19 protein-coding genes, 1 tRNA gene and 1 riboswitch are annotated in these 23,227 nt (G+C 39.4%); of the genes, 5 read left to right on the forward strand and 15 right to left on the reverse strand.

Annotated features, from left to right (window positions below):
- Genes GEZ84_RS04670 through GEZ84_RS04690 form a run of 5 tightly spaced genes read right to left on the reverse strand, consistent with a single transcriptional unit; the run spans position 1 to position 3,580 of the window.
- Positions 1-603 carry an L-threonylcarbamoyladenylate synthase gene (locus GEZ84_RS04670; RefSeq protein ID WP_153223666.1) on the reverse strand — a complete coding sequence of 201 codons (603 nt, stop codon included), beginning with the start codon at positions 601-603 and terminating at the stop codon, positions 1-3.
- On the reverse strand, positions 587-1,423 hold the full coding sequence (prmC, locus tag GEZ84_RS04675; protein ID WP_153223667.1) for a peptide chain release factor N(5)-glutamine methyltransferase: 837 nt from the start codon (positions 1,421-1,423) through the stop codon (positions 587-589). The genes GEZ84_RS04670 and prmC overlap by 17 nt, the downstream gene beginning before the upstream one ends.
- Positions 1,423-2,502 carry a peptide chain release factor 1 gene (gene prfA, locus GEZ84_RS04680; RefSeq protein WP_001028807.1) on the reverse strand — a complete coding sequence of 360 codons (1,080 nt, stop codon included), beginning with the start codon at positions 2,500-2,502 and terminating at the stop codon, positions 1,423-1,425. Before prfA ends, prmC begins: the two co-directional genes overlap by 1 nt.
- Positions 2,503-2,511: 9 nt before the next feature.
- Positions 2,512-2,991: a GNAT family N-acetyltransferase gene (locus GEZ84_RS04685; protein ID WP_153223668.1), complete on the reverse strand. Its 480-nt coding sequence runs from the start codon at positions 2,989-2,991 to the stop codon at positions 2,512-2,514.
- Positions 2,981-3,580: a thymidine kinase gene (locus GEZ84_RS04690; protein WP_000068137.1), complete on the reverse strand. Its 600-nt coding sequence runs from the start codon at positions 3,578-3,580 to the stop codon at positions 2,981-2,983. Before GEZ84_RS04690 ends, GEZ84_RS04685 begins: the two co-directional genes overlap by 11 nt.
- A gap of 123 nt (positions 3,581-3,703) precedes the next feature.
- Between GEZ84_RS04690 and GEZ84_RS04695 the strand changes: the two genes are divergently transcribed.
- Both GEZ84_RS04695 and mnmE read left to right on the forward strand, forming a co-directional pair.
- On the forward strand, positions 3,704-3,886 hold the full coding sequence (locus tag GEZ84_RS04695; protein ID WP_001117401.1) for a 4-oxalocrotonate tautomerase: 183 nt from the start codon (positions 3,704-3,706) through the stop codon (positions 3,884-3,886).
- A 137-nt stretch (positions 3,887-4,023) separates the two neighbouring features.
- Positions 4,024-5,397 carry a tRNA uridine-5-carboxymethylaminomethyl(34) synthesis GTPase MnmE gene (gene mnmE / locus GEZ84_RS04700; RefSeq protein ID WP_153223669.1) on the forward strand — a complete coding sequence of 458 codons (1,374 nt, stop codon included), beginning with the start codon at positions 4,024-4,026 and terminating at the stop codon, positions 5,395-5,397.
- Between the two features lie 45 nt (positions 5,398-5,442).
- Here mnmE and dapA read toward each other — a convergent pair whose 3' ends face one another.
- The 6 genes from dapA to GEZ84_RS04730 form a co-directional block, all read right to left on the reverse strand.
- Positions 5,443-6,378: a 4-hydroxy-tetrahydrodipicolinate synthase gene (dapA, locus tag GEZ84_RS04705; RefSeq protein WP_153223670.1), complete on the reverse strand. Its 936-nt coding sequence runs from the start codon at positions 6,376-6,378 to the stop codon at positions 5,443-5,445.
- A gap of 55 nt (positions 6,379-6,433) precedes the next feature.
- Positions 6,434-7,510 carry an aspartate-semialdehyde dehydrogenase gene (locus GEZ84_RS04710; RefSeq protein ID WP_083989396.1) on the reverse strand — a complete coding sequence of 359 codons (1,077 nt, stop codon included), beginning with the start codon at positions 7,508-7,510 and terminating at the stop codon, positions 6,434-6,436.
- Positions 7,511-7,792: 282 nt separating this feature from the next.
- Positions 7,793-8,977 (reverse strand): hypothetical protein, encoded by a 1,185-nt coding sequence (locus GEZ84_RS04715; protein ID WP_153223671.1) that lies wholly within the window; start codon positions 8,975-8,977, stop codon positions 7,793-7,795.
- A 3-nt stretch (positions 8,978-8,980) separates the two neighbouring features.
- Entirely contained in the window at positions 8,981-9,568 is a 588-nt protein-coding gene (locus GEZ84_RS04720; protein WP_153223672.1) for an ATP-binding cassette domain-containing protein, read from the reverse strand.
- 1,008 nt (positions 9,569-10,576) lie between these two features.
- Positions 10,577-10,649: transfer RNA gene (locus tag GEZ84_RS04725), tRNA-Thr, on the reverse strand.
- 99 nt (positions 10,650-10,748) lie between these two features.
- On the reverse strand, positions 10,749-11,258 hold the full coding sequence (locus tag GEZ84_RS04730; protein ID WP_000737072.1) for a QueT transporter family protein: 510 nt from the start codon (positions 11,256-11,258) through the stop codon (positions 10,749-10,751).
- Positions 11,256-11,353: riboswitch (PreQ1 riboswitch) on the reverse strand. Its footprint overlaps the gene before it by 3 nt.
- A 28-nt stretch (positions 11,354-11,381) precedes the next feature.
- On the opposite strand from GEZ84_RS04730, the gene GEZ84_RS04735 reads away from it, so the two are divergent.
- Both GEZ84_RS04735 and mscL read left to right on the forward strand, forming a co-directional pair.
- On the forward strand, positions 11,382-11,813 hold the full coding sequence (locus GEZ84_RS04735) for a GtrA family protein (RefSeq protein ID WP_153223673.1): 432 nt from the start codon (positions 11,382-11,384) through the stop codon (positions 11,811-11,813).
- A gap of 82 nt (positions 11,814-11,895) precedes the next feature.
- Entirely contained in the window at positions 11,896-12,279 is a 384-nt protein-coding gene (mscL, locus tag GEZ84_RS04740; RefSeq protein ID WP_023944241.1) for a large conductance mechanosensitive channel protein MscL, read from the forward strand.
- Positions 12,280-12,319: 40 nt separating this feature from the next.
- Here mscL and hemH read toward each other — a convergent pair whose 3' ends face one another.
- The gene (gene hemH / locus GEZ84_RS04745) at positions 12,320-13,414 is read right to left on the reverse strand and encodes a ferrochelatase (RefSeq protein ID WP_153223674.1); all 1,095 of its coding nucleotides are present in this window, start codon (positions 13,412-13,414) and stop codon (positions 12,320-12,322) included.
- Between the two features lie 153 nt (positions 13,415-13,567).
- Here hemH and pepT point away from each other — a divergent pair, with 153 nt between their 5' ends.
- On the forward strand, positions 13,568-14,791 hold the full coding sequence (gene pepT / locus GEZ84_RS04750) for a peptidase T (protein ID WP_153223675.1): 1,224 nt from the start codon (positions 13,568-13,570) through the stop codon (positions 14,789-14,791).
- Positions 14,792-14,841: 50 nt separating this feature from the next.
- Here pepT and GEZ84_RS04755 read toward each other — a convergent pair whose 3' ends face one another.
- From GEZ84_RS04755 to GEZ84_RS04765, 3 genes are all read right to left on the reverse strand, one after another.
- Positions 14,842-17,979 carry a pneumococcal-type histidine triad protein gene (locus GEZ84_RS04755; RefSeq protein WP_153223676.1) on the reverse strand — a complete coding sequence of 1,046 codons (3,138 nt, stop codon included), beginning with the start codon at positions 17,977-17,979 and terminating at the stop codon, positions 14,842-14,844.
- A 212-nt stretch (positions 17,980-18,191) separates the two neighbouring features.
- Positions 18,192-20,675 (reverse strand): pneumococcal-type histidine triad protein, encoded by a 2,484-nt coding sequence (locus GEZ84_RS04760; protein WP_153223677.1) that lies wholly within the window; start codon positions 20,673-20,675, stop codon positions 18,192-18,194.
- Positions 20,676-20,832: 157 nt separating this feature from the next.
- Positions 20,833-23,226 (reverse strand): pneumococcal-type histidine triad protein, encoded by a 2,394-nt coding sequence (locus GEZ84_RS04765; protein ID WP_153223678.1) that lies wholly within the window; start codon positions 23,224-23,226, stop codon positions 20,833-20,835.
- Between the last annotated feature and the right edge of the window lies 1 nt (position 23,227).

A 23,227-nucleotide genomic window follows, 5' to 3' on the forward strand; every position in this document is an offset into this window, starting at 1 on the left:
TCATTCCTCCTCAAAAGAAATCTCTGGCAACCGAGCAAGAATATCTTCTCGCTTAATGGCCCCTTGGCGTAAGATTTTCACCTTGTCTCCAGACAAATCCAAAATAGTCGAATCCTGTCCAGTTAGAAAAGCATCGTCTTCCAGCCCCAGAACCTCTTGGTCAAAATCCTCTAGAATTTGATTAAAGCTCACTCCACTTACCTGACCTGAGATATTGGCAGACGGTCCAATCAGAGGACCTGCCTCTCGAATCAAATCAAGGGTAACGGGATGACTAGGCATCCGAAATCCAACAGTTGCAAGACCAGAATTGACCCAATAGGGAACTCGGTCATTAGCTTCGAGAATAATGGTTAAGGGACCTGGTAAAAAGGTCTCTACAAGTTTTTGTAGATAAGTTGGCTGATTCTTAGAAAAGTGCAAGATGTCCTCTAGAGAGGCGATATTGAGGTTAAGCGCCTTAGCTCTTGGACGACGTTTGAACTGGTATACATGATCAACTGCTTTTTCGTCTAGAGCCTTGGCAAAAAGACCGTAAACTGTCTCAGTAGGCAGAACAACAGCCCCTCCCTTTTCTAATTCTTGTCTAATCTTGTTTATCATCAACTACAACCATCCTATCTTGACCAAATTGGTCCTTGAGTGTTCGTACTCTTTTTTCAGGAAGGTATTTCCTAAAAAGCTCAGGAACACTTTGACCTTGCTTGTATCCAATTTCAAGGTAAATCTTACCACCATCTTTGAGATAGTCCTTTGCATCTTCCGCAATCCTACGGTAAATAGCTAGGCCATCCTCGTCTGCAAAGAGAGCTAGGTGAGGTTCCGAATGCAAAACATTCAAACCGACCTCTGACTCATCTTCACGAGAGATATAGGGTGGATTGGAAACAATTATATCATATTTTTCAGAAATTTCTGTAAAACAGTCAGATTTTTTTAAAAATATTTGAAGATTTTGATTTTTAGCATTTTCGCTAGCTAAATCTAAAGCATCTTGAGAAATATCTGCTGCTGTCACTGACCAATCTGGTCTAGCTTTTGCTAATGCAAGGGCAATGGCTCCACTTCCTGTTCCAATATCAAGAACCGAAAGATTTTCTTCATGATTTTCATCCAGAATAATCTCCACTAACTCCTCTGTCTCTGGACGAGGAATCAAAACCCGCTCATCAACTTTTAACTGCATGCCATAAAAATCTGCATGACCGATGATGTACTGGGCTGGTTTATGAGCTGCTAATTTGTGGTAAATCTCTTCTACAAATAATTCTTCCTCTTTTGTCACTTCTTGCTGTAGGGCAAAAACGAAATCTGTAAAAGAAAGATTTTTCAGGCTACGATAGACAAAAGAGAGGCTTTCTGCTTCCTCTCCTTGTCTTATCAACTCTTCTTCAAAATCTGAAAATAATTGAGCTAATTTCATTATTTGTTTAATTCTTCTAATTTCTGTGTTTGGTCATAGAGCACCAAGGCGTCCACAACTTCATCCAATTTACCAGACAAGATGGTATCTAGTTTTTGGAGAGTTAAGCCGATACGGTGGTCTGTGACACGGTTTTGTGGGAAGTTATAAGTACGAATCCGTTCTGAACGGTCACCAGTACCGATTGTTGACTTACGCTCAGCGTCTTGTTCGTCTTGTGCAATCTGAGCAAAGTGATCAGCAACACGCGCACGGATGATTTTCATGGCTTTCTCACGGTTCTTCTGCTGAGTACGTTCTTCCTGCATCTCAACCTTGATATTGGTTGGCAAGTGAACGATACGAACTGCTGTCGCAACCTTATTGACGTTCTGTCCACCAGCACCAGAGGCGTGATAGATGTCAACACGAAGGTCTTTTGGATCAATATCATATTCAACCTCTTCAACTTCAGGCATAACAAGCACTGTCGCTGTCGAAGTATGAACACGGCCTTGACTTTCTGTCACAGGGACACGTTGCACACGGTGGGCACCTGATTCGTACTTGAGTTTAGAGTAGACTGACTGACCTGAAACCATGGCAACCACTTCTTTAAACCCACCGACACCATTCATAGAAGCTTCCATGACTTCAAAGCGCCAGCCTTGGGCTTCAGCATACTTTTGGTACATGGTTAAAAGGTCTCCAGCGAAAAGTGCTGCTTCATCACCACCAGCTGCTCCACGGATTTCTAGGATGATATTCTTGTCATCGTTTGGATCTTTAGGAAGGAGCAAGATTTTTAGTTTTTCTTCGTATTCTTCTTTTTCAGCCTTGGCATCTTTGAGTTCTTGCTTGGCCATTTCTTCCAAATCCGCATCTCCGCCTGATTCCTTAATCATCTCTTCAGCATCAACGATGTTTTGAAGGACTTGTTTGTATTCTCGGTAAGCCGTCACCGTATCACGGCTTGAAGCTTCTTCTTTTGAAAGCTCCATGAAACGCTTGGTGTCAGAGACCACATCTGGGTCACTCAGCAATTCTCCTAATTCTTCATAACGGTCTTCTACAGCTTGTAGTTGATCATAGATGTTCATTTTTTCTCCTTATTTCTCAATTGTTAAATCATAGATTGCCACTACTTCGTTCTCGGATATTTCCCCAGTTTCTTTAAATCCATAACTGAGGTAACAAGATCTTGCATGTTCATTTTCTGGTTCATAAGACAACCAAAGTTTATTGGCTAAACCTGCTGGCGCTGTCCGAACATAGTCTAGCACATTATCCATTACTGGTTTAAAATATCCTTGATCTTGAAAATGCTTGTCAATCATGAAACGAAATAGTAAATAATTTCCATTACTAATTCCGATTTTTTTGTCATAAGCTAACATCGCAAAACCTATAATTGCATCATTATCATAAACTGCCAATGGAGCTACAAAATCTCCATTTTTAGTGTAGACGTATGCTTCAGCTAAACTAATTGCGTTGGTTGCAATGAATTGTTTTTGATATTCCTTGACATCCAAATTCAAAACATCAAAATAATTTTCCATTGTAACATCTCTTAGTTCAATTGTCATAGTTTTGCTCCTTGTTAGAGGTTATCATTGGCGCAAAATAATGTTTACGACAAACCGAGATATAGGTTTCATTGCCACCAATCTGTATCTGCTCTCCATCATAAACGGGCAGTCCATCCTGTGTTCGCAAAACCATAGTCGCCTTTTTCTTACAATACTGACAGATGGTCTTAATCTCATCGATTTTATCTGCTAAAAGCAAGAGGTATTTGGAACCTTCGAACAATTCATTGCGAAAGTCATTTTTCAAGCCAAAAGCCATGACAGGTATGTCTAACTCATCAACAACACGAGCTAGATCGTAAACATGATGACGCTTAAGAAACTGGGCTTCATCGACCAACACACAGTAAGGTGTTTCTGGTAAATCACGGATAAATCCAAAGATATCAGTCGTTTCCTCAATCGCAAGAGCAGGGCGTTTCATGCCAATCCGACTCGACACATAGCCAACACCGTCGCGAGTATCAAGAGCTGAGGTCATAATGACAACACCTTTTCCTTGCTCCTCATAGTTATAGGCCACTTTGAGAATCTCAATCGTCTTACCAGAGTTCATGGTCCCATAACGATAATACAACTGTGCCATGTTTCTTGCTTCACGTCCATTTCTAAATTTTTGCTACATTCTAGTATATCATAATTTTCTTAAGCTTTAAACGGCAAAATGTGGTAAAATAGAAGAAATCAAAAACTAGTGGAGGAAGCTATTATGCCATTTGTACGCATCGATTTATTTGAAGGACGCACGCTCGAGCAAAAGAAAGCTCTTGCTAAGGAAGTAACGGAAGCGGTTGTCCGCAACACTGGAGCCCCTCAATCTGCTGTCCATGTCATCATCAACGACATGCCAGAAGGAACTTACTTCCCACAAGGGGAAATGCGCACCAAGTAAGCTAGCTTAAGCAGAATTGCTTAGGCTTTTTCAATCTCCAAGTAGCATCCATTGAAGAAATAGCCTAAATTTGTTACAATTTGAAAAGAGACTTGGGAAAATTTCCAAGAAAAGAGCTATTAATTAAAGGAAATATTATGATTACACGTGAATTTGATACCATCGCTGCCATCTCTACTCCACTAGGTGAAGGGGCTATTGGTATTGTCCGCCTGAGCGGAACAGAAAGTTTTGCTATTGCGCAAAAAATATTCAAAGGAAAAGACTTGAGCAAGGTTGCCAGCCACACTCTAAACTACGGTCACATTGTTGATCCTCTGACTGGGAAAATCATGGACGAAGTCATGGTTGGAGCCATGAAATCTCCAAAAACCTTCACTCGTGAGGATATTATCGAGATTAACACCCACGGTGGGATTGCGGTGACCAATGAGATTCTCCAGCTAGCTATCCGTGAAGGAGCTCGATTGGCTGAACCTGGTGAATTTACCAAACGTGCCTTTTTAAACGGTCGTGTAGACTTGACACAGGCTGAGGCAGTGATGGATATCATCCGTGCTAAGACTGACAAGGCCATGAACATTGCGGTCAAACAATTGGACGGTTCCCTTTCTGAGCTGATTAATAATACCCGCCAAGAAATCCTCAATACACTTGCCCAAGTTGAAGTCAATATCGACTATCCTGAGTATGACGATGTTGAGGAAGCCACTACTGCCGTTGTCCGTGAAAAGACTATGGAGTTTGAACAATTGCTAACAAATCTCCTTAGGACAGCACGTCGCGGCAAAATCCTCCGTGAGGGAATTTCCACTGCTATTATCGGACGTCCCAACGTTGGGAAATCAAGCCTTCTCAACAACCTCTTGCGTGAAGACAAGGCAATCGTCACTGATATCGCTGGTACTACACGTGATGTCATCGAAGAATACGTCAATATCAATGGTGTTCCTCTCAAATTGATTGACACAGCTGGTATCCGTGAAACGGATGACATCGTTGAACAAATTGGAGTTGATCGTTCGAAAAAAGCTCTTAAGGAAGCTGACCTAGTTCTACTAGTTCTAAACGCTAGCGAGCCATTGACCGCCCAAGATCGCCAACTCTTAGAAATCAGTCAAGAGACCAATCGCATTATTCTACTTAATAAAACAGACCTACCTGAGGCCGTCGAAACCGAGGAACTTCCAGAAGATGTCGTCCGCATTTCAGTTCTTAAAAACCAAAATATTGATAAGATTGAAGATAGAATCAACGACCTCTTCTTTGAAAATGCTGGTTTGGTTGAGCAAGACGCTACTTACTTGTCTAATGCTCGTCACATTTCCCTGATTGAAAAAGCAGTTGAAAGCCTGCAAGCTGTTAATGAAGGTCTTGAACTGGGGATGCCAGTTGATTTGCTTCAAGTTGATTTGACTCGTACTTGGGAAATTCTAGGTGAAATCACAGGTGATGCGGCTCCTGATGAACTCATCACCCAACTTTTTAGCCAATTCTGTTTAGGAAAATAGGAAAATCCATGATCGTTGTTGCGGTCATGGATTTTATTGTCTTCATTAATAATCTGGTCTTAAAACCCCTGTTACAGTTGCCTTAGTCGCTTCGTAGTCGCCATCTACGACAACTTTGATAATACGTTTGGCATCTTCTTCTGGTGCTGGAACTAGAGGTAGACGAGTTGGTCCAGCTGCAAATCCCATATAGTTCAGAACGGCCTTAACTGGAGCAGGGCTTGGATAAGAGAAGAGGGCATTAACCTTAGGAATGAATTTACGCTGAATAGCTGCGGCTTTCTTCATATCACTCTCGGCAATGGCAGTAAACATCTCGTGCATTTCATCCCCATTTGTATGAGAAGCAACAGAAATAACCCCATCCGCACCAAGGTTCATGGCATGGAAAGCATCTCCATCCTCACCTGTATAAATCAAGAACTCCTCTGGCTTGTGCTCAATCAAGTAAGCCATATTAGCCAAACTAGTACATTCTTTAACACCGATAATATTTGGATGGTCAGCCAAGCGAAGCATGGTTTCTGGAGTTAATTCTACCACTACACGCCCTGGAATATTATAGATAATAATGGGTAGGTCAGAAGCATCTGCAATGGCCTTAAAGTGCTGGTACATTCCTTCTTGCGAAGGTTTGTTATAGTAAGGTACGATAGCAAGCCCAGCTGCGAAACCACCAAATTCTGCTACTTCTTTGACAAACTCAATAGAGTCACGTGTATCATTGGTACCAACACCTGCAATCAAAGGAACGCGTCCATTGACAATCTTTTGTACAGCCGCAAAGAGTTCCAACTCCTCATCGTGGGTCAAGGTTGGACTCTCTGCAGTCGTTCCTGCGAGAAGAATACCATCCGTATGATGCGCCAATAAATGCTCAATCAAGGCTGGAATGGCATCAAAGTTGATGGAACCATCCTCGTGGAAAGGGGTAATAAAGGCTGTGATGATTTTACACTCTTTTAAATCTTGATAAGACATGAAAACACCTCTCTATTTCAAAGAAGGAGTTCATCTGAACTCCTAAACGATATGACTATTTTAATTCAAATTTCAATTCAGCTGTTGGACGAACCAATCCACGTTCGTGCAAAGTTTCAGCAATCTGAACTGAGTTCCAAGCAGCACCTTTGAGAAGGTTATCTGAAACAACCCACATGTGAATTCCTTTTTCTGCATCCAAGTCTTTACGGATACGACCAACAAAGGTATCACGTGAACCCACTGCATTGATGGCTTGAGGATAGATTTGATGGGCTACATCATCTTCAAGAACAGCACCTGGGAAGGCTGCGATAGCTGCTTTTACTTCTTCGATTGGAGCCACTTCTTTTGTTTCGATATAAACTGACTCAGAGTGGGCTGACAAGACTGGAATACGCACACATGTCGCAGATACTGCAATACTGTCATCTTCCATGATTTTCTTCGTTTCCTTAGTCATCTTCATCTCTTCGTAAGTGTAATCATTGTCAGTGAAGACATCGATTTGTGGAAGAGCATTAAAGGCGATAGGATAGTGTTTCTTGTCCCCACCTGAAGGCAAGATTTCCGCATGCAAATCACGTGGTTTCACTCCATCATTCAACACTTCACGAAGTTCACGTTGTGTCTCAAGAATTGCTCCCATACCAGCACCTGAGACTGCTTGGTAAGTTGAAACGATGATACGATCCAAGCCCCATTTTTGACGGACAGGTTCAAGCGCCACCATCATTTGGATTGTTGAACAGTTAGGGCAGGCAATTATACCATTGTGGGCATCAAGTGCATGAGCATTGACCTCTGGAACAACCAAAGGAACATCTGGATTTTGACGGAAGTAAGATGTATTATCTACTACTACCGCTCCAGCTTTAACTGCATATGGTGCATACTTAGCTGATGTAGAACCACCTGCCGAAAAGAGAGCAATATCAACTCCTTCAAAAGCTGTTTCAGTCGTTTCTTCAATCGTAATATCTTGCTCTTTAAACTTCAAAGTCTTACCTGCTGAACGTGCAGAAGCAAGTAAACGGATTTTATCGATTGGAAGTGTTGATTCTTCCAACATTTTTATCATCTGAGCACCGACAGCACCTGTCGCGCCGACTACAGCAACTGTATATCCCATAAATAACCTCTTTCGGAATTTTCTAAAAATTTCTATAATAGATGTATTATACTACTTTTTCCATGAATTGCAAAGCTTTTTCATCAATTTTTGGAAAATAAAAATCCCCGGTAACTTCTCAAAGTAACTTCCATCTCTCTCCCAAAACTGGAAGTTACTTTGAGAAGTTACCTTTTTTGAAAAGTTTGTGTTTGTATTTTGTCTTGATTTCCGCATCAAAAAGAGAGAATCAAGTTGATTCCCTCTCTATGTTAGTTTTTACTTATTTTCCCTATAGGAAAGCTAGAATCTATTAAAAACTTCCTTTTTCCGTGAACTTCCCCATCTTTCGATAAATAGAATCCCCACTAACAAAAGGATAATCAGGCAAGGAAGTAAGACCATCCCCATGCTCCAATTTAGATTGACATTATCAATCAGCTTAGGTAATCTTCCAGATAAAATCTCCACTGAACGTAAGTAAGTAAAGGGAATCAGATGTGCAATCCTTTGAAGAGGCTGGATTGTTTGGATGCCAAACAATAAGCCAACAATCCCAATGAGTGAAAGAAAGAGGACAGGCATTTTTTGCTTGAAAAAGTAAGCAATCAAGTACACTACTTCCACAATGATGATAAAAGCTAAGAAAGCTAGTAACAAGCCAGGAAATAACATATCTTGTATCTTTCCAATAGTTACCTCTTGATTCACTAAGCTATAAATCGGGTAGGGATAATCTAACTGTCCAAAACCACTTATCAGACTTCCCACTAGAAAAGAAAATCCGCTGATTCCGATAAACAACACAGTTACATAACCCACTCCAACTCCAAGAGAGGATATTGCAAATGTCACTTTTGAAAAAGGATATAACTGAGCTGTATCCAGATGATTTTGATATCTTTCTGCGAACAGTTGCGTTAGCATAAAAATAATAGCAACCACAAACAAGCTTGGGATGATAACCTCTAAAATCCAGACAATCTGATCAATCCCGTAGGTCGGATAAACTAAATTGTGCGCTTTTATGTTCAAGGGATATAGGACTTGGTAAGTCTTTCGTTCGCGGTCAACCGCCATTTTTAAGTCAGAACTAGCAGTCGGTTCCTTTGATAAAATTTCATAACTCTTCTCTACATCTTGCCACTGCAAATAGTAGGCTTCTTTCCAGCGTCCTTCTTTTAACAAAGCCAGAATTTCTTTCTTTTGCGTCAAAAGATTTTTTTGCGAGTCTAAATTTTCTTTAGCAAACTGGTATTCCTCCGAGCTGGTGTCAGATATTTGGGAGAGTTTCTCTTCATATTCATTGATGACTCTCTCATCTTTTACAAGACGGGTTTCCAACTCGCTCTCCAAGCTGACGGAGTTTGCAGTCTGACTATTAAAATAAAAGGTAACACCGAGTCCAGATACAAATAAAGCTAAGATAATCCAGTTTAAGCGACTTTTGAAAACTTTTTTTAATAAAAATAGACTAACATCTTTCATAAACTAAACCTCTTCTATTTGCCCCTGATGAATGGTTACTACTCTATCGCAGACATCAAGCAACTCTTCCTTATAGTGGGAACTTAAAAGAACCAGCTGTTCTTGTCTATCGATTTGTGCTAGCCTATCAAAAAACTTCTGACGATAATACTCATCTAAACCATTTGTAATCTCATCCATAAGCCAGCATTTCGCCTGACTGAGGAAATACATGGCAATCACCAAGCGTTGCTTCATACCTAAGGAATACTTGCGGATGGGAAGGCTGATATAGTCAGACATTTCCCAGTAATCAATTTCATCCCTCAAGTTCAGACCTGACTTCCAGATGTTTTTGATAAGGCGAAGATAGTCCATCCCACTTAAGTTTCCATCCAGCCATTCAATACTCTCATAATAAAATAAAGAAGGAGTGGCTGCGATATTTCCACTACTTATAGGAATTAAATTGCTAATGGCACGGAACAGGGTCGTCTTTCCAGAGCCATTTATAGCAAGAATACCATAAATCCTACCCTTTTCAAATGTAAAATCAACATCTTGTAAGATGACTTGTCGCGTTTTTAAGGTCACATGAGTAAGCTGCAACATATCTAGCCCTCCTTTTTGGATTAATAGCCTCCGCTGGAGTAGTTTATTACCTCATAACGATTGTAATTCAAACCAGAACCAACTTTATACTCTGAATAGCTGTCATAACGATACCATAACAGGGAATTAATATAGTTATATCTCTAGCAATTCATACTAGACTTATAGTAGGTATTCCAATCATACCGATAAGTTTTAAGAACGCTCACAGCAGATACACTGGACTGAAAAAGACCAACAGATAACAAACTAGCTAATAAAACAACTTTTGCTAATTTTTTCATGGTTTTCACCTCACTAACGAAAGCGCTTTAATTATATCATTTTTTCCTCTGTTATGCAATAGTTTTTTTATTTGTTATGTAATAATTTTTTTATCCGAAAAATCTCACACTAAACGCTAGCAACTGGAATTTACTCTAAGACGACTCTGGTTTAGGGCTATTTGTCGTGCACTTTTTTCTAAGTCTTTTCGCTTTTGAACCCTTATATATCAAGAAAAAGAAAACCAGTGGAAGTTAGTCTAAGACGAATTTTCACTGATTTTACGCGTTTTTCTCATACTAAAAGCTAGGTTGTGGGAAACTGGAAGTTAGTTTTAGAAGTTACCAATAAAAATCCCCAGTCGTTAGACCAGGGACTAAGAGGCATCTTCATGTGATGAGCAGGTTCACACAACTCATCAAGGTCCGCTCCTGCGTTATGACCTCCTTATGCTCAATAGTAGTCCGAAGACTACCTATCGACTCATCGCATCTACTATTCTACTAAAGAGAATGACTTTTGTCAACAGACTTACACTCTTTAGTTTTATTTACACAGGTGCATAAGAAATATAGTAAATTGAAGTTGGAATAGTGCACCACAATTGCTAAAATATTTCTAGAAATTAATTTGATTTCCCCAATCAATTTGTTCACATCTTATTTCAATCTACTATATCTTTGAAAAATTTGGGGCAGACATAACAAAAACCCTTGTAAATCAAGGGCTTTTCTGTTTATTTCATGCTAATTGCCGGGATTGAACCGGCGACCTCATCCTTACCATGGATGCGCTCTGCCAACTGAGCTAAATCAGCTTACCTAAAAAGTATACTACAGATAGAAAAACTTGTCAAGTTTCCTTAGACATTTTCCATAAGAAAAAGCCAGGTAAGAGCTACCTAGCTTATCTTCTTCTATTTGCTTAAATCGATTCGACGACCAATTTTACCGATAATAATCGCTCCAATAATCAATGAAGCAAATTCACCAATTCCTGTTGTGAACCAAGTAAGGAAAAATGGTAATTGCGCTACGATATTCAACTCGGCAGCAATTGTAAACATGGAAATTGAAAAGAGGATTGAAAAGAAGAAATGATCTTTTCGAATCAATCCATTGAAGAGGTAGTCTTTACTGTATTTTGCAAAAAGCCAAACACCTAGACTGAGAAATACCAAGGTTGAACCACCACCAACAAAAACATCTAGCAGTCCGAAGCTAAAGAAATTAGCAATCATACAACCGATGGTAACTCCGATGATGTACTTAGGATTGTAAAAAGCCATAAAGTTCATCATTTCTGAAATACGAAACTGATAAGCACCATAGCTAATGGCATTTAGGGGCGGTGTGACAGTCAAAACGACGTAGATAGCAGCGACGATTGCAATATCTGCTACATCACGAATAGTTAATTTTTTCATCTTTTCTCCTTTGGCGGGTTACCCACGTGTAATATGCTTGGTGAAAGAAGCTAAGCACCAAGGGTTGATTCAATCAACCTTATTAGTATAGCACAATAACTTGCTTTATGCTATACTTAATACATGGAAAAATGTATTCAAAAAATTTTTAACAATGAGATTTTTGCCTATCTCTTCTTTGGTTTTGCGACGACTCTAGTTTCTATTCTCTCACGACTAGTCATTTATCAGCTAACTCATAAAGAACTCCTCGCTACTGCTTTAGCAAATATTATCGGTATCCTCTTTGCCTTTATCACAAATGATACGATTGTGTTTAAACAAGCAAGGAAGAATCGACTTATCCGTTTAGTAAAATTTTCTCTTGCCCGCCTTTCTACTTTTCTGTTAGATTTGCTCTTTACTTTTCTGTTTGTGACTCAGTTTCCTCACATCATAGGACAATTCGTAAATGAAAGTCTTGACAAAATCAATGCAATCGAAACAGTTCTTGCACAAATATCAATAATTATTCTTAATTATATTCTAAGCAAGCTATATGTTTTTAAAAAATAAAAAAATTTGAGCATATATCTTGCAAGCTCTTCTTAATTAATATATAATTAAGAGTAAAAATTTTTTGAAAGGGAAAATGAAAATGTTAAAAGATCTTAAAGCATTTTTGCTTCGTGGTAATGTTGTTGACCTTGCTGTCGGTGTGATCATTGCCTCTGCTTTTGGTGCTATCGTTACTTCATTTGTTAATGATATCATCACTCCACTCCTATTGAACCCAGCCTTGAAAGCTGCGAAAGTACAAAACATCGCTGAGCTTGCATGGAATGGTGTTACATATGGTAAATTCTTGAGTGCTATTATCAACTTCCTTGTTGTAGGTACTGTTCTCTTCTTCGTTATTAAAGCTATGGAAAAAGCTCAAAGCCTTACTAAAAAAGAAGAAGTTGTTGAAGAGGAAGCACCAGCTGCACCAACTGAATTGGAAGTACTTCAAGAAATCAAAGCTCTTCTTGAGAAAAAATAATCGATTAAAAGGATCTAGCGCAAAGCTAAATCCTTTTTCTTTACTCTTTTGGTAACTTACCTGCTTTCTCAAGCATTTTCTTAATAAGATAAGGCATCTTAACATTTTCCCGACCTTTTTTCTCAATCAGTTTTTTCACAAATTCTGGCATTTGTAAATCTTGAGATTCAGCCAAGATATTTTTAGTCTCATCTGAAGGAACTAATTCATCAAAGGTTTCTTCTTCTGGGAGAAATTCCTTAAATTCTTGATGTTCATTAGCTCTGACCGTATTAACCAAGGCATCAATCAAACGAGAATCTGTATTTGGCATTGATGGACGATGGTAGTTGACTCCCAATTCTTGACACAAGTCATAACATTCCACATCGTTGTCAAACAAGACTTCAATATGTTCACTGATGAAACTGATAGGAACAAAAATATAATGGTCTGGATGTTCTGTCTGTTCTCTGAGATACTCCAAAACATCTGGTTTAATCCATGGAATACCGATATCACTCTCACTCTGCCAGGTATTGGTATATTGTTCTGAAGTCAAGCCTAGTTTTTCAGCGACTAGCTTGCTATTTTCAAAAATTTGGTCGATATAGGGGTCACCAAAATCCAAGGCAAAAATGGGCACACTGTGGGCTGAAAAGATGACTTTAAAGCTATCCTGCTTTACTTCTTCTTTTAAAATCTTACCAATTTCATCTGCCCAATAGTTTAGCAAGTCCTCTTCTTGATACCAGTCCTTAATGACCAAAAATTGAATTTGCTTGCTTTCTAAAAATTTCTCATAACCCATGACAGAGTAGAAAGAATAATGGGGCTCCAAAATCAAGCAAATACACTGCTCAACTCCGTCTGCTTCCATCTGACTAATCACATCTGGAATAAAGGGTCTTGAAAACTTATTGGCAAAATAGACACTATACTCATTCCCCAGTCTAGCCTCTACCAAGGCAACTTCTTCACGGGTAATTCTTTGCAGAGGCGTACCTCCAATAAGTACATAATTATCATAGAGTGTTTGAATCTCGTGGTCTTGAGGTCTCACTCCACGACGAATATTTGTGAAAAAATCAGCCACACCTTCAAAGGTAATCTCTTCTGGCGAACCGAAAGTCATCATTAAAATTGCTTTTTTCATAACTGCTTCCTTGTGATATTCTTATCAAGTATATTTTATCATTAATTTATTGATAAGTAAACGCTAACACAAAGAATTTCCCTAACTTCTGTCTTTTGTTTTTCTCTTCTTTCTATGATACAATGGAAAAAATGAATTCAAAAGGAGTTTTTTATGACTTACCCAAATCTCTTGGATCGCTTCTTAACCTACGTTAAGGTCAACACGCGCTCTGATGAACACTCTAGTACTACTCCAAGTACGCAGAGTCAGGTTGACTTCGCAACCAATGTTCTAATTCCTGAAATGAAACGTGTTGGACTGCAAAACGTCTACTATCTACCAAATGGTTTTGCTATTGGTACCTTGCCAGCAAACGATTCATCGTTAACACGTAAGATTGGCTTCATCTCCCACATGGATACCGCTGACTTTAATGCCGAAGGGGTCAATCCCCAGGTAATTGAAAACTACGATGGAGGTGTGATTGAACTAGGGAATTCTGGTTTTAAACTGGATCCAGCTGACTTTAAGAGTCTTGAAAAATATCCAGGACAAACACTCATCACAACTGATGGAACAACCTTGCTAGGTGCTGATGACAAGTCAGGAATCGCTGAGATTATGACAGCCATTGAATATCTGACTGCTCATCCTGAAATCAAACACTGTGAGATTCGTGTTGGTTTTGGTCCAGATGAGGAAATCGGTGTTGGTGCTAATAAATTTGATGCAGAAGATTTTGATGTGGATTTTGCCTACACTGTTGATGGTGGTCCACTAGGTGAACTTCAGTACGAGACCTTTTCAGCAGCGGGTGCTGAATTGCATTTCCAAGGACGCAATGTCCATCCTGGGACTGCCAAAGGGCAAATGGTCAATGCCCTTCAGTTAGCAATTGATTTTCATAATCAACTTCCAGAGAATGATCGACCTGAGTTAACTGAAGGTTACCAAGGTTTCTATCATCTTATGAATGTAACAGGTAGTGTAGAGGAGGCGCGTGCAAGCTATATCATTCGTGATTTTGAAAAAGATGCCTTTGAAGCGCGTAAAGCAGCTATGCAGTCTATCGCTGATAAGATGAATCAAGAACTTGGTAGCGACCGTATCACCCTAAACTTGACAGACCAGTACTACAATATGAAAGAAGTCATTGAAAAAGATATGACTCCAATTACCATTGCCAAAGCCGTGATGGAAGATTTAGGTATCACTCCTATTATTGAACCAATCCGTGGAGGGACAGACGGCTCTAAGATTTCCTTTATGGGAATCCCAACTCCCAATATCTTTGCGGGTGGCGAGAATATGCACGGACGTTTTGAATACGTCAGCCTTCAGACCATGGAACGTGCCGTTGATACCATCATTGGTATCGTAGGTTATAAAGACTAAAAAGACGAGGTAGCTCAGCTACTTCGCCTTTCTTTTTATACCACTGGTATTTATTGATTTCCAGTACTTGTTGTAGATTCTGTTGTTTCCTTTTCTGAAGATGATTCAGCAGGTTTAGAATCTCCTGTGTTGCTTGGTTTGTTTTCGTCGCTTGCAGTTTCACTGTTAGATTTCGCAGTTGCTGATGTTTCCGTTTCGGTACTGGTCTTCTCAGTATTTGTTGCTGGAGTTGCTTCTTCACTTGCGCTAGATTTTGACTTGATTTCTTGATTCAAGACCAGAATAGCTTTTGTCAATTCAAGTAAAGCGGCTTTATCCTTACTCTTAGCAGACAGTTGGTCTAGTAGAGCATCTACCTTATCAAAGTCCGCATCAGAACCCTTATTGTTTTCTAAATAAGCATGAAGCGACATAAGAATATCGTAGAGTTTTTGATAGAGTACAAGCGTCTGAGGGTCTTGTTCAGCATTTTCCTTCTCTTGTTGAAGGGCGCTGGCAATACGAGTCAAGACGTCTTTCACCTGACTATTTACTTCATCAAAGTCTGCATCAGCCTTGTTTGTAGCAGCTTTGAGATTTTCTACTTCTTCTGCCAAGGATTGTCTGATTCCTTCTTCTTGAATTTGTTCCAAGAGTTGAGTTGCCTTGCTCAAAAGACTTTCAACTTGTTCCTTGCTAACATGATTGACATGTTCTTCAGGCATAAAGTCTCCGTACAATTCTTTCAAGAAGCCATAAATAGCTGTCTTGGCACTTTGGTTATCTACTTTTTCAGTATCTAGAACTGTCTGAGTCGATTTAGCAGTAGTTGGCTGAGCTTTCAAAGCTTCTTCTACTTCTTGTTTTGCTTGATAGATGCTTGGGAATAATTTGTTCAATTCTGCTGCCTTAAGGAAGGATTGAGATTGATACAAGGTCCAAGTAAGCTGAGCGACCTTGTTTCGAAGTGCATCACTCAAACGCCCGTCATTGACGTGTTCGTAGAAATACTTTATGTATTCCACTGTTGTAACACCTGTTCGATCATTAAAATCTTGCAAGGCTTGAAGTTGTGATTCAACCGCTGCTAAAGCAGCCTCATCTTTTGCCAACTTAGCTTCTTGGAGTCGAACGAGAAGGTCTTTCTTAGGAAGTCCATAAGAATCTGTATCTAGTGTATTGATTTTATCAATCAAGGCTTGATATTTCTTATCTAGAGCGCTTGTTTTAACAGGCTTAACACTTTCATCAATATGGATATATTGCTTATCAAAGAGATCCAGTGTTGCAAGATAACCTGCTGTAGAGTTAGTTGCCAATTTCTTCATGTTTTCAGTAAACTGACCTAAAGCTAACTCAATCTGTCTTTGTTCGATAGGCTTGTCTTTGTAGATACTTCTGCTATCAGCTAGAAGCTGATCTACTTTTTCCAAGACTGCCTTCTCGTCAAAAGCTCCAGGTTGATAGTTGGATTGCAGGGCTGGAATTTTGTTTTTCAAAGCCACTTCATATCCCTTCGTTTGAACCTTGATGTAGTGATTGTGGTCGCCATGAGGAATCACAAAACTACCATTTTCTACCTGCAAACTATAAGGAGACACACCATCACGTAAGGCAGTGGTATAGAGTTCATTTAGGAAATCAAGTTCTGGATTTCCAGTTTGAAGAGGAATCCGAACGTGTTCCTTACGAACAGCATATGGATGGATATGAGTTGGATCGTAGGCTTGGTCTGGATTTCCAAAAACAAAGAATCCGTTTGAAATCCTAATAGCTTCAAGTGGAACTCCGTATGTTTTAGAAATATAAGCAATCTTTTCTTCATCGCTAGCATCTCTTGAGAAAGACTCTACTGTTTTAGCAAGAGGTTTTACAGGCTCTGAATCATGATGTGTTTTTAAATGGTCTTGTGCTGCCTTAATTTGCTCAGCTGTCAAATCCTTCTTGAAGAAGTAATGATTGTGATCACCGTGTGAGATGACAAAACCTTGATCATCCTCACTAATGACGCGATCGGCATCAAAACCGTGATCATGGTCTTCATCATGATGGTGGTCATGTCCATCTCCATCATGTCCATGCTCTTCATGCTTAGGGTCCTGACTTCCATGGTCGCCATCTTGCTCATGATGATGGTTTTGCTGAGTAGGTTTTTCTGCTGGTTTGCTTGGATTCTCCAATGGTGTTGGTTTCACACTGTCACTAGCTAGAGGAATCATTCTGGCAATCTTTTCTTCTAAAGGAGAGAGTTTGCTGTAAGGAATAAAGTGATAATGGTCGCCATGCGGAATCGCAACTCCATTTGGTGTACGACTGATAATCTTAGCAGGGTCAAAGACTAAACCATCTGATTCACTGTAACGTTGGTCGCTAGGTGAATCGTAGAGTTCTTTCAAAAGACTTTGGAGATTTTCAGCTTTATTTGCTGGCTTGCTAGTTGAGCCTTGTGCTACAGATTGCGTGTTATTGTCACTAGCTGCTGAAGAATAGCTTAACTGACTCGGTTGCGTATTTTTCCCAGCTAGAATAGCTTTAGCGGCTGCTAATTCACTAGCAGACAAATCACTTTTTGGAATGTAGTGATAGTGTCCTCCGTGAGGAACGATATAAGCATCACCCGTATCTTCAATAATATCAGCTGGATTAAAGACATAACCATCATCTGTCGTATAGCGTCCCTGAGATCTTGCTACAGCAACATCTGAGCTGACCTTCTCATTATCTTTGACATGTTCTTGTTTTTGACGATTGATTTCATCCTTGGTTCGAACATTATCAGCATGTGCTACATCTTTCAGGTAGACATAATATTTTCCATCGACCTTAATGATATAGCCACCCTTGACTTCATTGACAATATCAGCGTCTTTAAGTTGGTAGTTTGGATCTTTCATCAAGAGTTCTTCACTAAAGAGGGCATCATAAGGAACTTTCCCGTTATAGTAATGATAGTGGTCACCGTGTGACGTCACATAGCCCTGATCTGTGATTTTGATAACAATTTGCTCAGCCTGAATTCCTTCTTTTTGACTAACCTGATTTGGCGTCAAGTTTTCAGCTTTCTGACTTGACTGGCTGCCATCCACATAAGAGACACGCTTATTGTCCTTATTTTCCTGCGAACGATGCTGATTTAGCGCATAAGCGCAAAGACTCAAGGATACGATAACAGCTGATCCAGCTGCTATATATTTTTTACTTAATTTCATAAATCCCTCATTTCAATAAATGATGAAGTTTTTTCTTAACTTCTTTTCTCGGTTAAACAGTTTTTTCATAAACTGGTTATTTAACCAATTAATTAACCAGTAAATAGTTTACCTTTTTTAAGCTTATCTGTCAAGATTTTTATTACATTTTAAAAAATAAAAGCCAGTATTGCTACTGACTCTTACATCATTTTCATTTAACAAGATAAAATTTATGCTTCTGGTTTCGTCGTAACTGACTCACTACCTTTTAACAAAGCAAGCAATTTTTCTGCTTCTGCCATGATACCATTATTATCCATGGTTTGAAGACTCAAATTATTTCGTAAACCAGCTAGACTCTCTGCCACATTGTCTTTCAAACTAGCATCGGTTACTTTAGCAAGTAGAGCTTCTACTTCTTTGAGTTTGGCTTCTACTTTTTCAGTCTCTACTTGAGGAACTTTAGCCTCATCTGTAGTATCCTCAGCTTCTTCCTCTGTCTCTTCCGTATCAGTGCTTGGTTTATAAAGATTATCTGCTGAAGGATTTAAACCTGCGTGATTCTCTTTTTCATCAGATTCAGGTTGAGTTGGCTCACTTACTTCATCATGTTTACTATCTTTGTCTACTTGATTTTTACGAACATGGTCACTTGCGTTTCCCCATCCATTATCTGAATGCGGACGTTCGTTTGGATGTTCTACATAGTATTTTACAGTCGCAAAGAGATCCTCAAGGCTATAACCCTTAGGTGCCTCATAGAGTCCTTCGTCAAACCAACCAAATTTAATGTTATGGTAATGATCATAATGGGGAATAATCAAGCTTCCGTTTTTGACTTCAACAGTATGTTGGAGATTGTAAGGCATGTGATCAAGTGGAACCTTCTTAGCTGCCTTCACTTTATTATAGATTGCTTCTACTCCTTTAACTTCAGTATTTCCTGACCCCTGATTATCTGTTGAAGGAGGCGTCAAACCTTTCTCTTTAGCATAAGCCTGAGCTGCTGCTCTTTCAGCTTCAGACAAGCTTTCTTTCTTAATCCAATGACTATGGGTCATATGTGGAGTTACATAGGCATCGCCTTCATCGCTAGTTATATCACTAGGATTAAAGATATAGCCATCTTCTGTTGTATACTTACCTGCTAATTTCGCTAATTTAATTTCATCGTCCGTATAAGCAATCTGAGAATTTGGTTTGCCAAGTCGCTCTGGGTGGGTAATTGATGCTAGGAATGCTAATAAATCATCTACTAATTTTCCTTTATTAGAAGATTCATCATTCAAGTGTTCTGCTAATTTATCCAAAGCTTGGAAATCAGAAATACGACCCTTATTTTCAGACAAGGCTTTATGAGCCTCGGCCAATAAATTATATGCTTTATCATAAAATTCTTGGTCACGAGGTGGTACATTTTCTTTCTTCGCAACTAGATTATGTGTTTCTTGAGTTTTCTTAGACAAGAGATTTTCAATAGCATCAATCTTATCCTTGGCCAAATCTTTAGCAAGAACATAACGACTGACTCCCTTATCCTCGAAAACATAACCGTCGCCAACTTTTCTAACAACCTGGTTGACATCAAATTCAGTCGGTTTATTTTCCGCTGGCGCTTGAGGTTTGGTAGTAGGGACTGGCTTCAAAGGAGTGACACTTGGCAAGACACTACCATTTTGTCCCTTAACAGCTATCATACGAGCCAATTTTTCTTCCAAAGGTGACATTTGTGAATAAGGAATAAAGTGATAATGGTCTCCGTGTGGCACAGCAACACCGTTAGCTGTACGTTTGATGATTTGTGCCGGATCAAAGACGAGTCCATCAGATTCTACATGTCGTTCTGATAAAGGCTTGGCATACAATTCACGTAAAAGTGTTGGAATATCTTCCCCTTGGTCTTGATGATAAGTTGGAGTGACAGTAAGATTAGGAGTCTCTGATAAACTTAGTTGGGCTGGTTTTACATCATTACTATTTGGTTTACTTGAACTTGTAGAAGCATGAGAACCCTGTTTACCATTCCAATAAGCTTGGGCAGCAGCCAATTCACTGGCAGACAAATCACTCTTAGGTATATAGTGGAAATGATTTCCATGCGGTACGATATAGGCATCACCCGTGTCCTCGATGATATCAGATGCATTAAAGATATAACCATCATCCGTTGTATAACGACCTTGAGCTCTGGCAGCAACTACCGCCTGATCGTTAGAACCGCCTCCATGATTATGACTGTGTTCCTGCTTCTGACGCTTAATCTCTTCTTTTGTACGAATATTATCCGCGTGGGCAGCATCCTTGAGGTAAACATAGTATTTCCCGTCTACCTTAATGACATAGCCACCCTTGATTTCATTGACAATGTCGGAATCCTTCAACTGATAATTCGGATCTTTCATCAGCAGTTCTTCACTGATGATGGCATCATAAGGAACCTTGCCATTATAGTAATGATAATGGTCTCCATGAGAGGTCACATAACCTTGATCCGTAATCTTGATGACGATTTGTTCGGCGTTTATACCTTCTTTTTTACTGACTTCATCAGGTGTCAAATTTTCTGCCTTTTGGCTTGGTTGGTTGCCATCGATGTATGAAACACGGTTATTTTCTTTTACAATTTGAGCTTGATGCAAACCTAGTTCATAAGCACAGACACTTAAAACAAGTGCAGCTGCTGACCCAGCTAGATATTTTTTATTGATTTTCATTCTTTTCTCTTTTCTTAAATCTATTTGATTCACCACAAGATGATGAACTAGTTAATTAACTAGTTCATAGTTTACTCTTTTTAGTATTGCTTGTCAAGAATTTTACATATCCACATAATAAAAATAAAAGCCTCTTTATCGAGACTTTCATTTTTCATTAGTTTATTTTTTCCTTACTTACAGATGAAGGATTACTACCTTTTAACAACGCAAGTAATTTTTCTGCTTCTGTCATGATGCCATTATTATCCATGGTTTGGAGACTTAAGTTATTTCGTAAACCAGCTAGGGTTTCAGTTGCATTGGCTTTCAAACTCGCATCAGTCACTTTAGCAAGTAAAGCTTCTGCTTCTTTGAGCTTGGCTTCTACTTTTTCAGTCTCTACTTGAGGGACTTCTGGCTCAGCAGGTGTTTCCTCTACTGGCTCTTCATCCGCTTTGAAGTTCTTATTTGGATCTTCACTGTGGTCTTTCTTACCTAAGACATGCTCGCTGGCATTGCCCCATCCATCATTAGAATGTGGACGTTCGTCAGGATGTTCAACATAGTACTTAATCGTCGCAAATAAGTCTTCCAAGGTATAGCCATTTGGAGCTTTGTATGAGTGGTCGTCAAACCAAGCAAATTTAATGTTATGGTAATGATCTTTATGAGGAATGATCAAATTCCCGTTTTTAACTTCAACTGTATGCTCTACCATGTATGGAAGTCGAACGAGTGGAATTCGTTTCTCACCTTTCACACGATTGTAAATGGCCGCTGCACTATCTCCAGTTGGATTTGCTTGAGCGTCTGCATCTGGAGACGGAGGTAGGATACCTTTTTCTTTAGTATAAGATTGAGCAGCTGCTTTTTCCTTATCAGAAAGACTGTCTTTTCCAATCCAGTGACTATGACCCATATGAGGCGTTACATAGGCATCTCCTTCATCACTGATAATATCATGTTCGTCAAAAATGTAGCCATCTGAGGTTGTATACTTATCAGCTAATTGTGCAATACGGACTTCGTTTTCGGTATATTCAATTTGAGAATTTGGCTTACCAAGACGTTCTGGATGGGTAATTGGTGCTAGGAATGCCAATAAATCATCTACCAATTTTCCTTTATTAGAAGATTCATCATTCAAGCGTTCTGCTAATTTGTCTAAGGCTTGAAAATCAGAAGTACGACCCTTATTTTCAGACAAGGCTTTATGAGCCTCGACCAATAAATTATATGCTTTATCATAAAATTCTTGGTTACGAGGAGCGACATTTTCTTTCTTCGCAACTAGATTGTGTGTTTCTTGAGTTTTCTTAGACAAGAGATTTTCAATAGCATCAATCTTATCCTTTGCCAAATCTTTAGCAAGAACATAACGACTGACTCCCTTATCCTCGAAAACATAACCGTCGCCAACTTTTCTAACAACCTGGTTGACATCAAATTCAGTCGGTTTATTTCCCGCTGGCGCTTGAGGTTTGGTAGTAGGAGCTGGCTTCATAGGAGTAATACTTGGCAAAACACTGCCATTTTGTCCCTTAACAGCTATCATACGAGCTAATTTTTCTTCCAGCAGTGACATTTGGGAATAAGGGATAAAGTGATAGTGGTCTCCGTGAGGCACTGCAACACCGTTAGCTGTACGTTTGATGATTTGTGCCGGATCAAAGACGAGTCCATCAGATTCTACATGTCGTTCTGATAAAGGCTTGGCATACAATTCACGTAAAAGTGTTGGAATATCTTCCCCTTGGTCTTGATGATAAGTTGGAGTGACAGTAAGATTAGGAGTCTCTGATAAACTTAGTTGGGCTGGTTTTACATCATTACTATTTGGTTTACTTGAACTTGTAGAAGCATGAGAACCCTGTTTACCATTCCAATAAGCTTGGGCAGCAGCCAATTCACTGGCAGACAAATCACTCTTAGGAATATAGTGGAAGTGATTGCCATGAGGGACGATATAGGCATCGCCCGTGTCCTCAATGATATCAGATGCATTAAAGATATAACCATCATCCGTTGTATAGCGTCCTTGGGCTCTCGCTGCAGCAACAGCATTATCTGTGCTTGCATTATGATTATGGCTATGTTCCTGCTTCTGACGTTTAATCTCTTCCTTTGTCCGAATATTGTCCGCATGAGCCGCATCCTTGAGGTAAACATAGTATTTCCCGTCTACCTTAATGACATAGCCACCCTTGATTTCATTGACAATGTCGGAATCCTTCAACTGATAATTCGGATCTTTCATTAGGAGTTCTTCACTGATGATAGCGTCATAAGGAACCTTACCATTATAGTAATGATAATGGTCTCCATGAGAGGTAACATAACCTTGATCAGTGATCTTGATGACGATTTGCTCGGCATTAATACCTTCTTTTTTACTGACTTCATCAGGTGTCAAAGTCTCTGCCTTTTGGCTTGGTTGGTTACCATCGATGTATGAAACACGGTTATTTTCTTTTACAGTTTGGGCTTGATGCAAACCTAGTTCATAAGCACAGACACTTAAAACAAGTGCAGCCACTGAACCTGCTAGATATTTTTTATTGATTTTCATT

It is taken from the genome of Streptococcus mitis (assembly GCF_009496155.1).
Taxonomy (GTDB): domain Bacteria; phylum Bacillota; class Bacilli; order Lactobacillales; family Streptococcaceae; genus Streptococcus; species Streptococcus mitis_BQ.

Coding starts and splice junctions, on each gene's coding strand:
- dapA (WP_153223670.1), bottom strand. CDS start 6,378: ATGTCTTATCAAGATTTAAAAGAGTGTAAAATCATCACAGCCTTTATT.
- GEZ84_RS04755 (WP_153223676.1), bottom strand. CDS start 17,979: ATGAAATTAAGTAAAAAATATATAGCAGCTGGATCAGCTGTTATCGTA.
- GEZ84_RS04720 (WP_153223672.1), bottom strand. CDS start 9,568: ATGTTGCAGCTTACTCATGTGACCTTAAAAACGCGACAAGTCATCTTA.
- hemH (WP_153223674.1), bottom strand. CDS start 13,414: ATGAAAAAAGCAATTTTAATGATGACTTTCGGTTCGCCAGAAGAGATT.
- prfA (WP_001028807.1), bottom strand. CDS start 2,502: ATGAACATCTATGATCAACTACAAGCTGTAGAAGACCGTTATGAAGAA.
- GEZ84_RS04715 (WP_153223671.1), bottom strand. CDS start 8,977: ATGAAAGATGTTAGTCTATTTTTATTAAAAAAAGTTTTCAAAAGTCGC.
- GEZ84_RS04695 (WP_001117401.1), top strand. CDS start 3,704: ATGCCATTTGTACGCATCGATTTATTTGAAGGACGCACGCTCGAGCAA.
- GEZ84_RS04670 (WP_153223666.1), bottom strand. CDS start 603: ATGATAAACAAGATTAGACAAGAATTAGAAAAGGGAGGGGCTGTTGTT.
- GEZ84_RS04710 (WP_083989396.1), bottom strand. CDS start 7,510: ATGGGATATACAGTTGCTGTAGTCGGCGCGACAGGTGCTGTCGGTGCT.
- GEZ84_RS04735 (WP_153223673.1), top strand. CDS start 11,382: ATGGAAAAATGTATTCAAAAAATTTTTAACAATGAGATTTTTGCCTAT.
- pepT (WP_153223675.1), top strand. CDS start 13,568: ATGACTTACCCAAATCTCTTGGATCGCTTCTTAACCTACGTTAAGGTC.
- GEZ84_RS04685 (WP_153223668.1), bottom strand. CDS start 2,991: ATGACAATTGAACTAAGAGATGTTACAATGGAAAATTATTTTGATGTT.
- GEZ84_RS04730 (WP_000737072.1), bottom strand. CDS start 11,258: ATGAAAAAATTAACTATTCGTGATGTAGCAGATATTGCAATCGTCGCT.
- mscL (WP_023944241.1), top strand. CDS start 11,896: ATGTTAAAAGATCTTAAAGCATTTTTGCTTCGTGGTAATGTTGTTGAC.
- GEZ84_RS04690 (WP_000068137.1), bottom strand. CDS start 3,580: ATGGCACAGTTGTATTATCGTTATGGGACCATGAACTCTGGTAAGACG.
- mnmE (WP_153223669.1), top strand. CDS start 4,024: ATGATTACACGTGAATTTGATACCATCGCTGCCATCTCTACTCCACTA.
- GEZ84_RS04760 (WP_153223677.1), bottom strand. CDS start 20,675: ATGAAAATCAATAAAAAATATCTAGCTGGGTCAGCAGCTGCACTTGTT.
- prmC (WP_153223667.1), bottom strand. CDS start 1,423: ATGAAATTAGCTCAATTATTTTCAGATTTTGAAGAAGAGTTGATAAGA.
- GEZ84_RS04765 (WP_153223678.1), bottom strand. CDS start 23,226: ATGAAAATCAATAAAAAATATCTAGCAGGTTCAGTGGCTGCACTTGTT.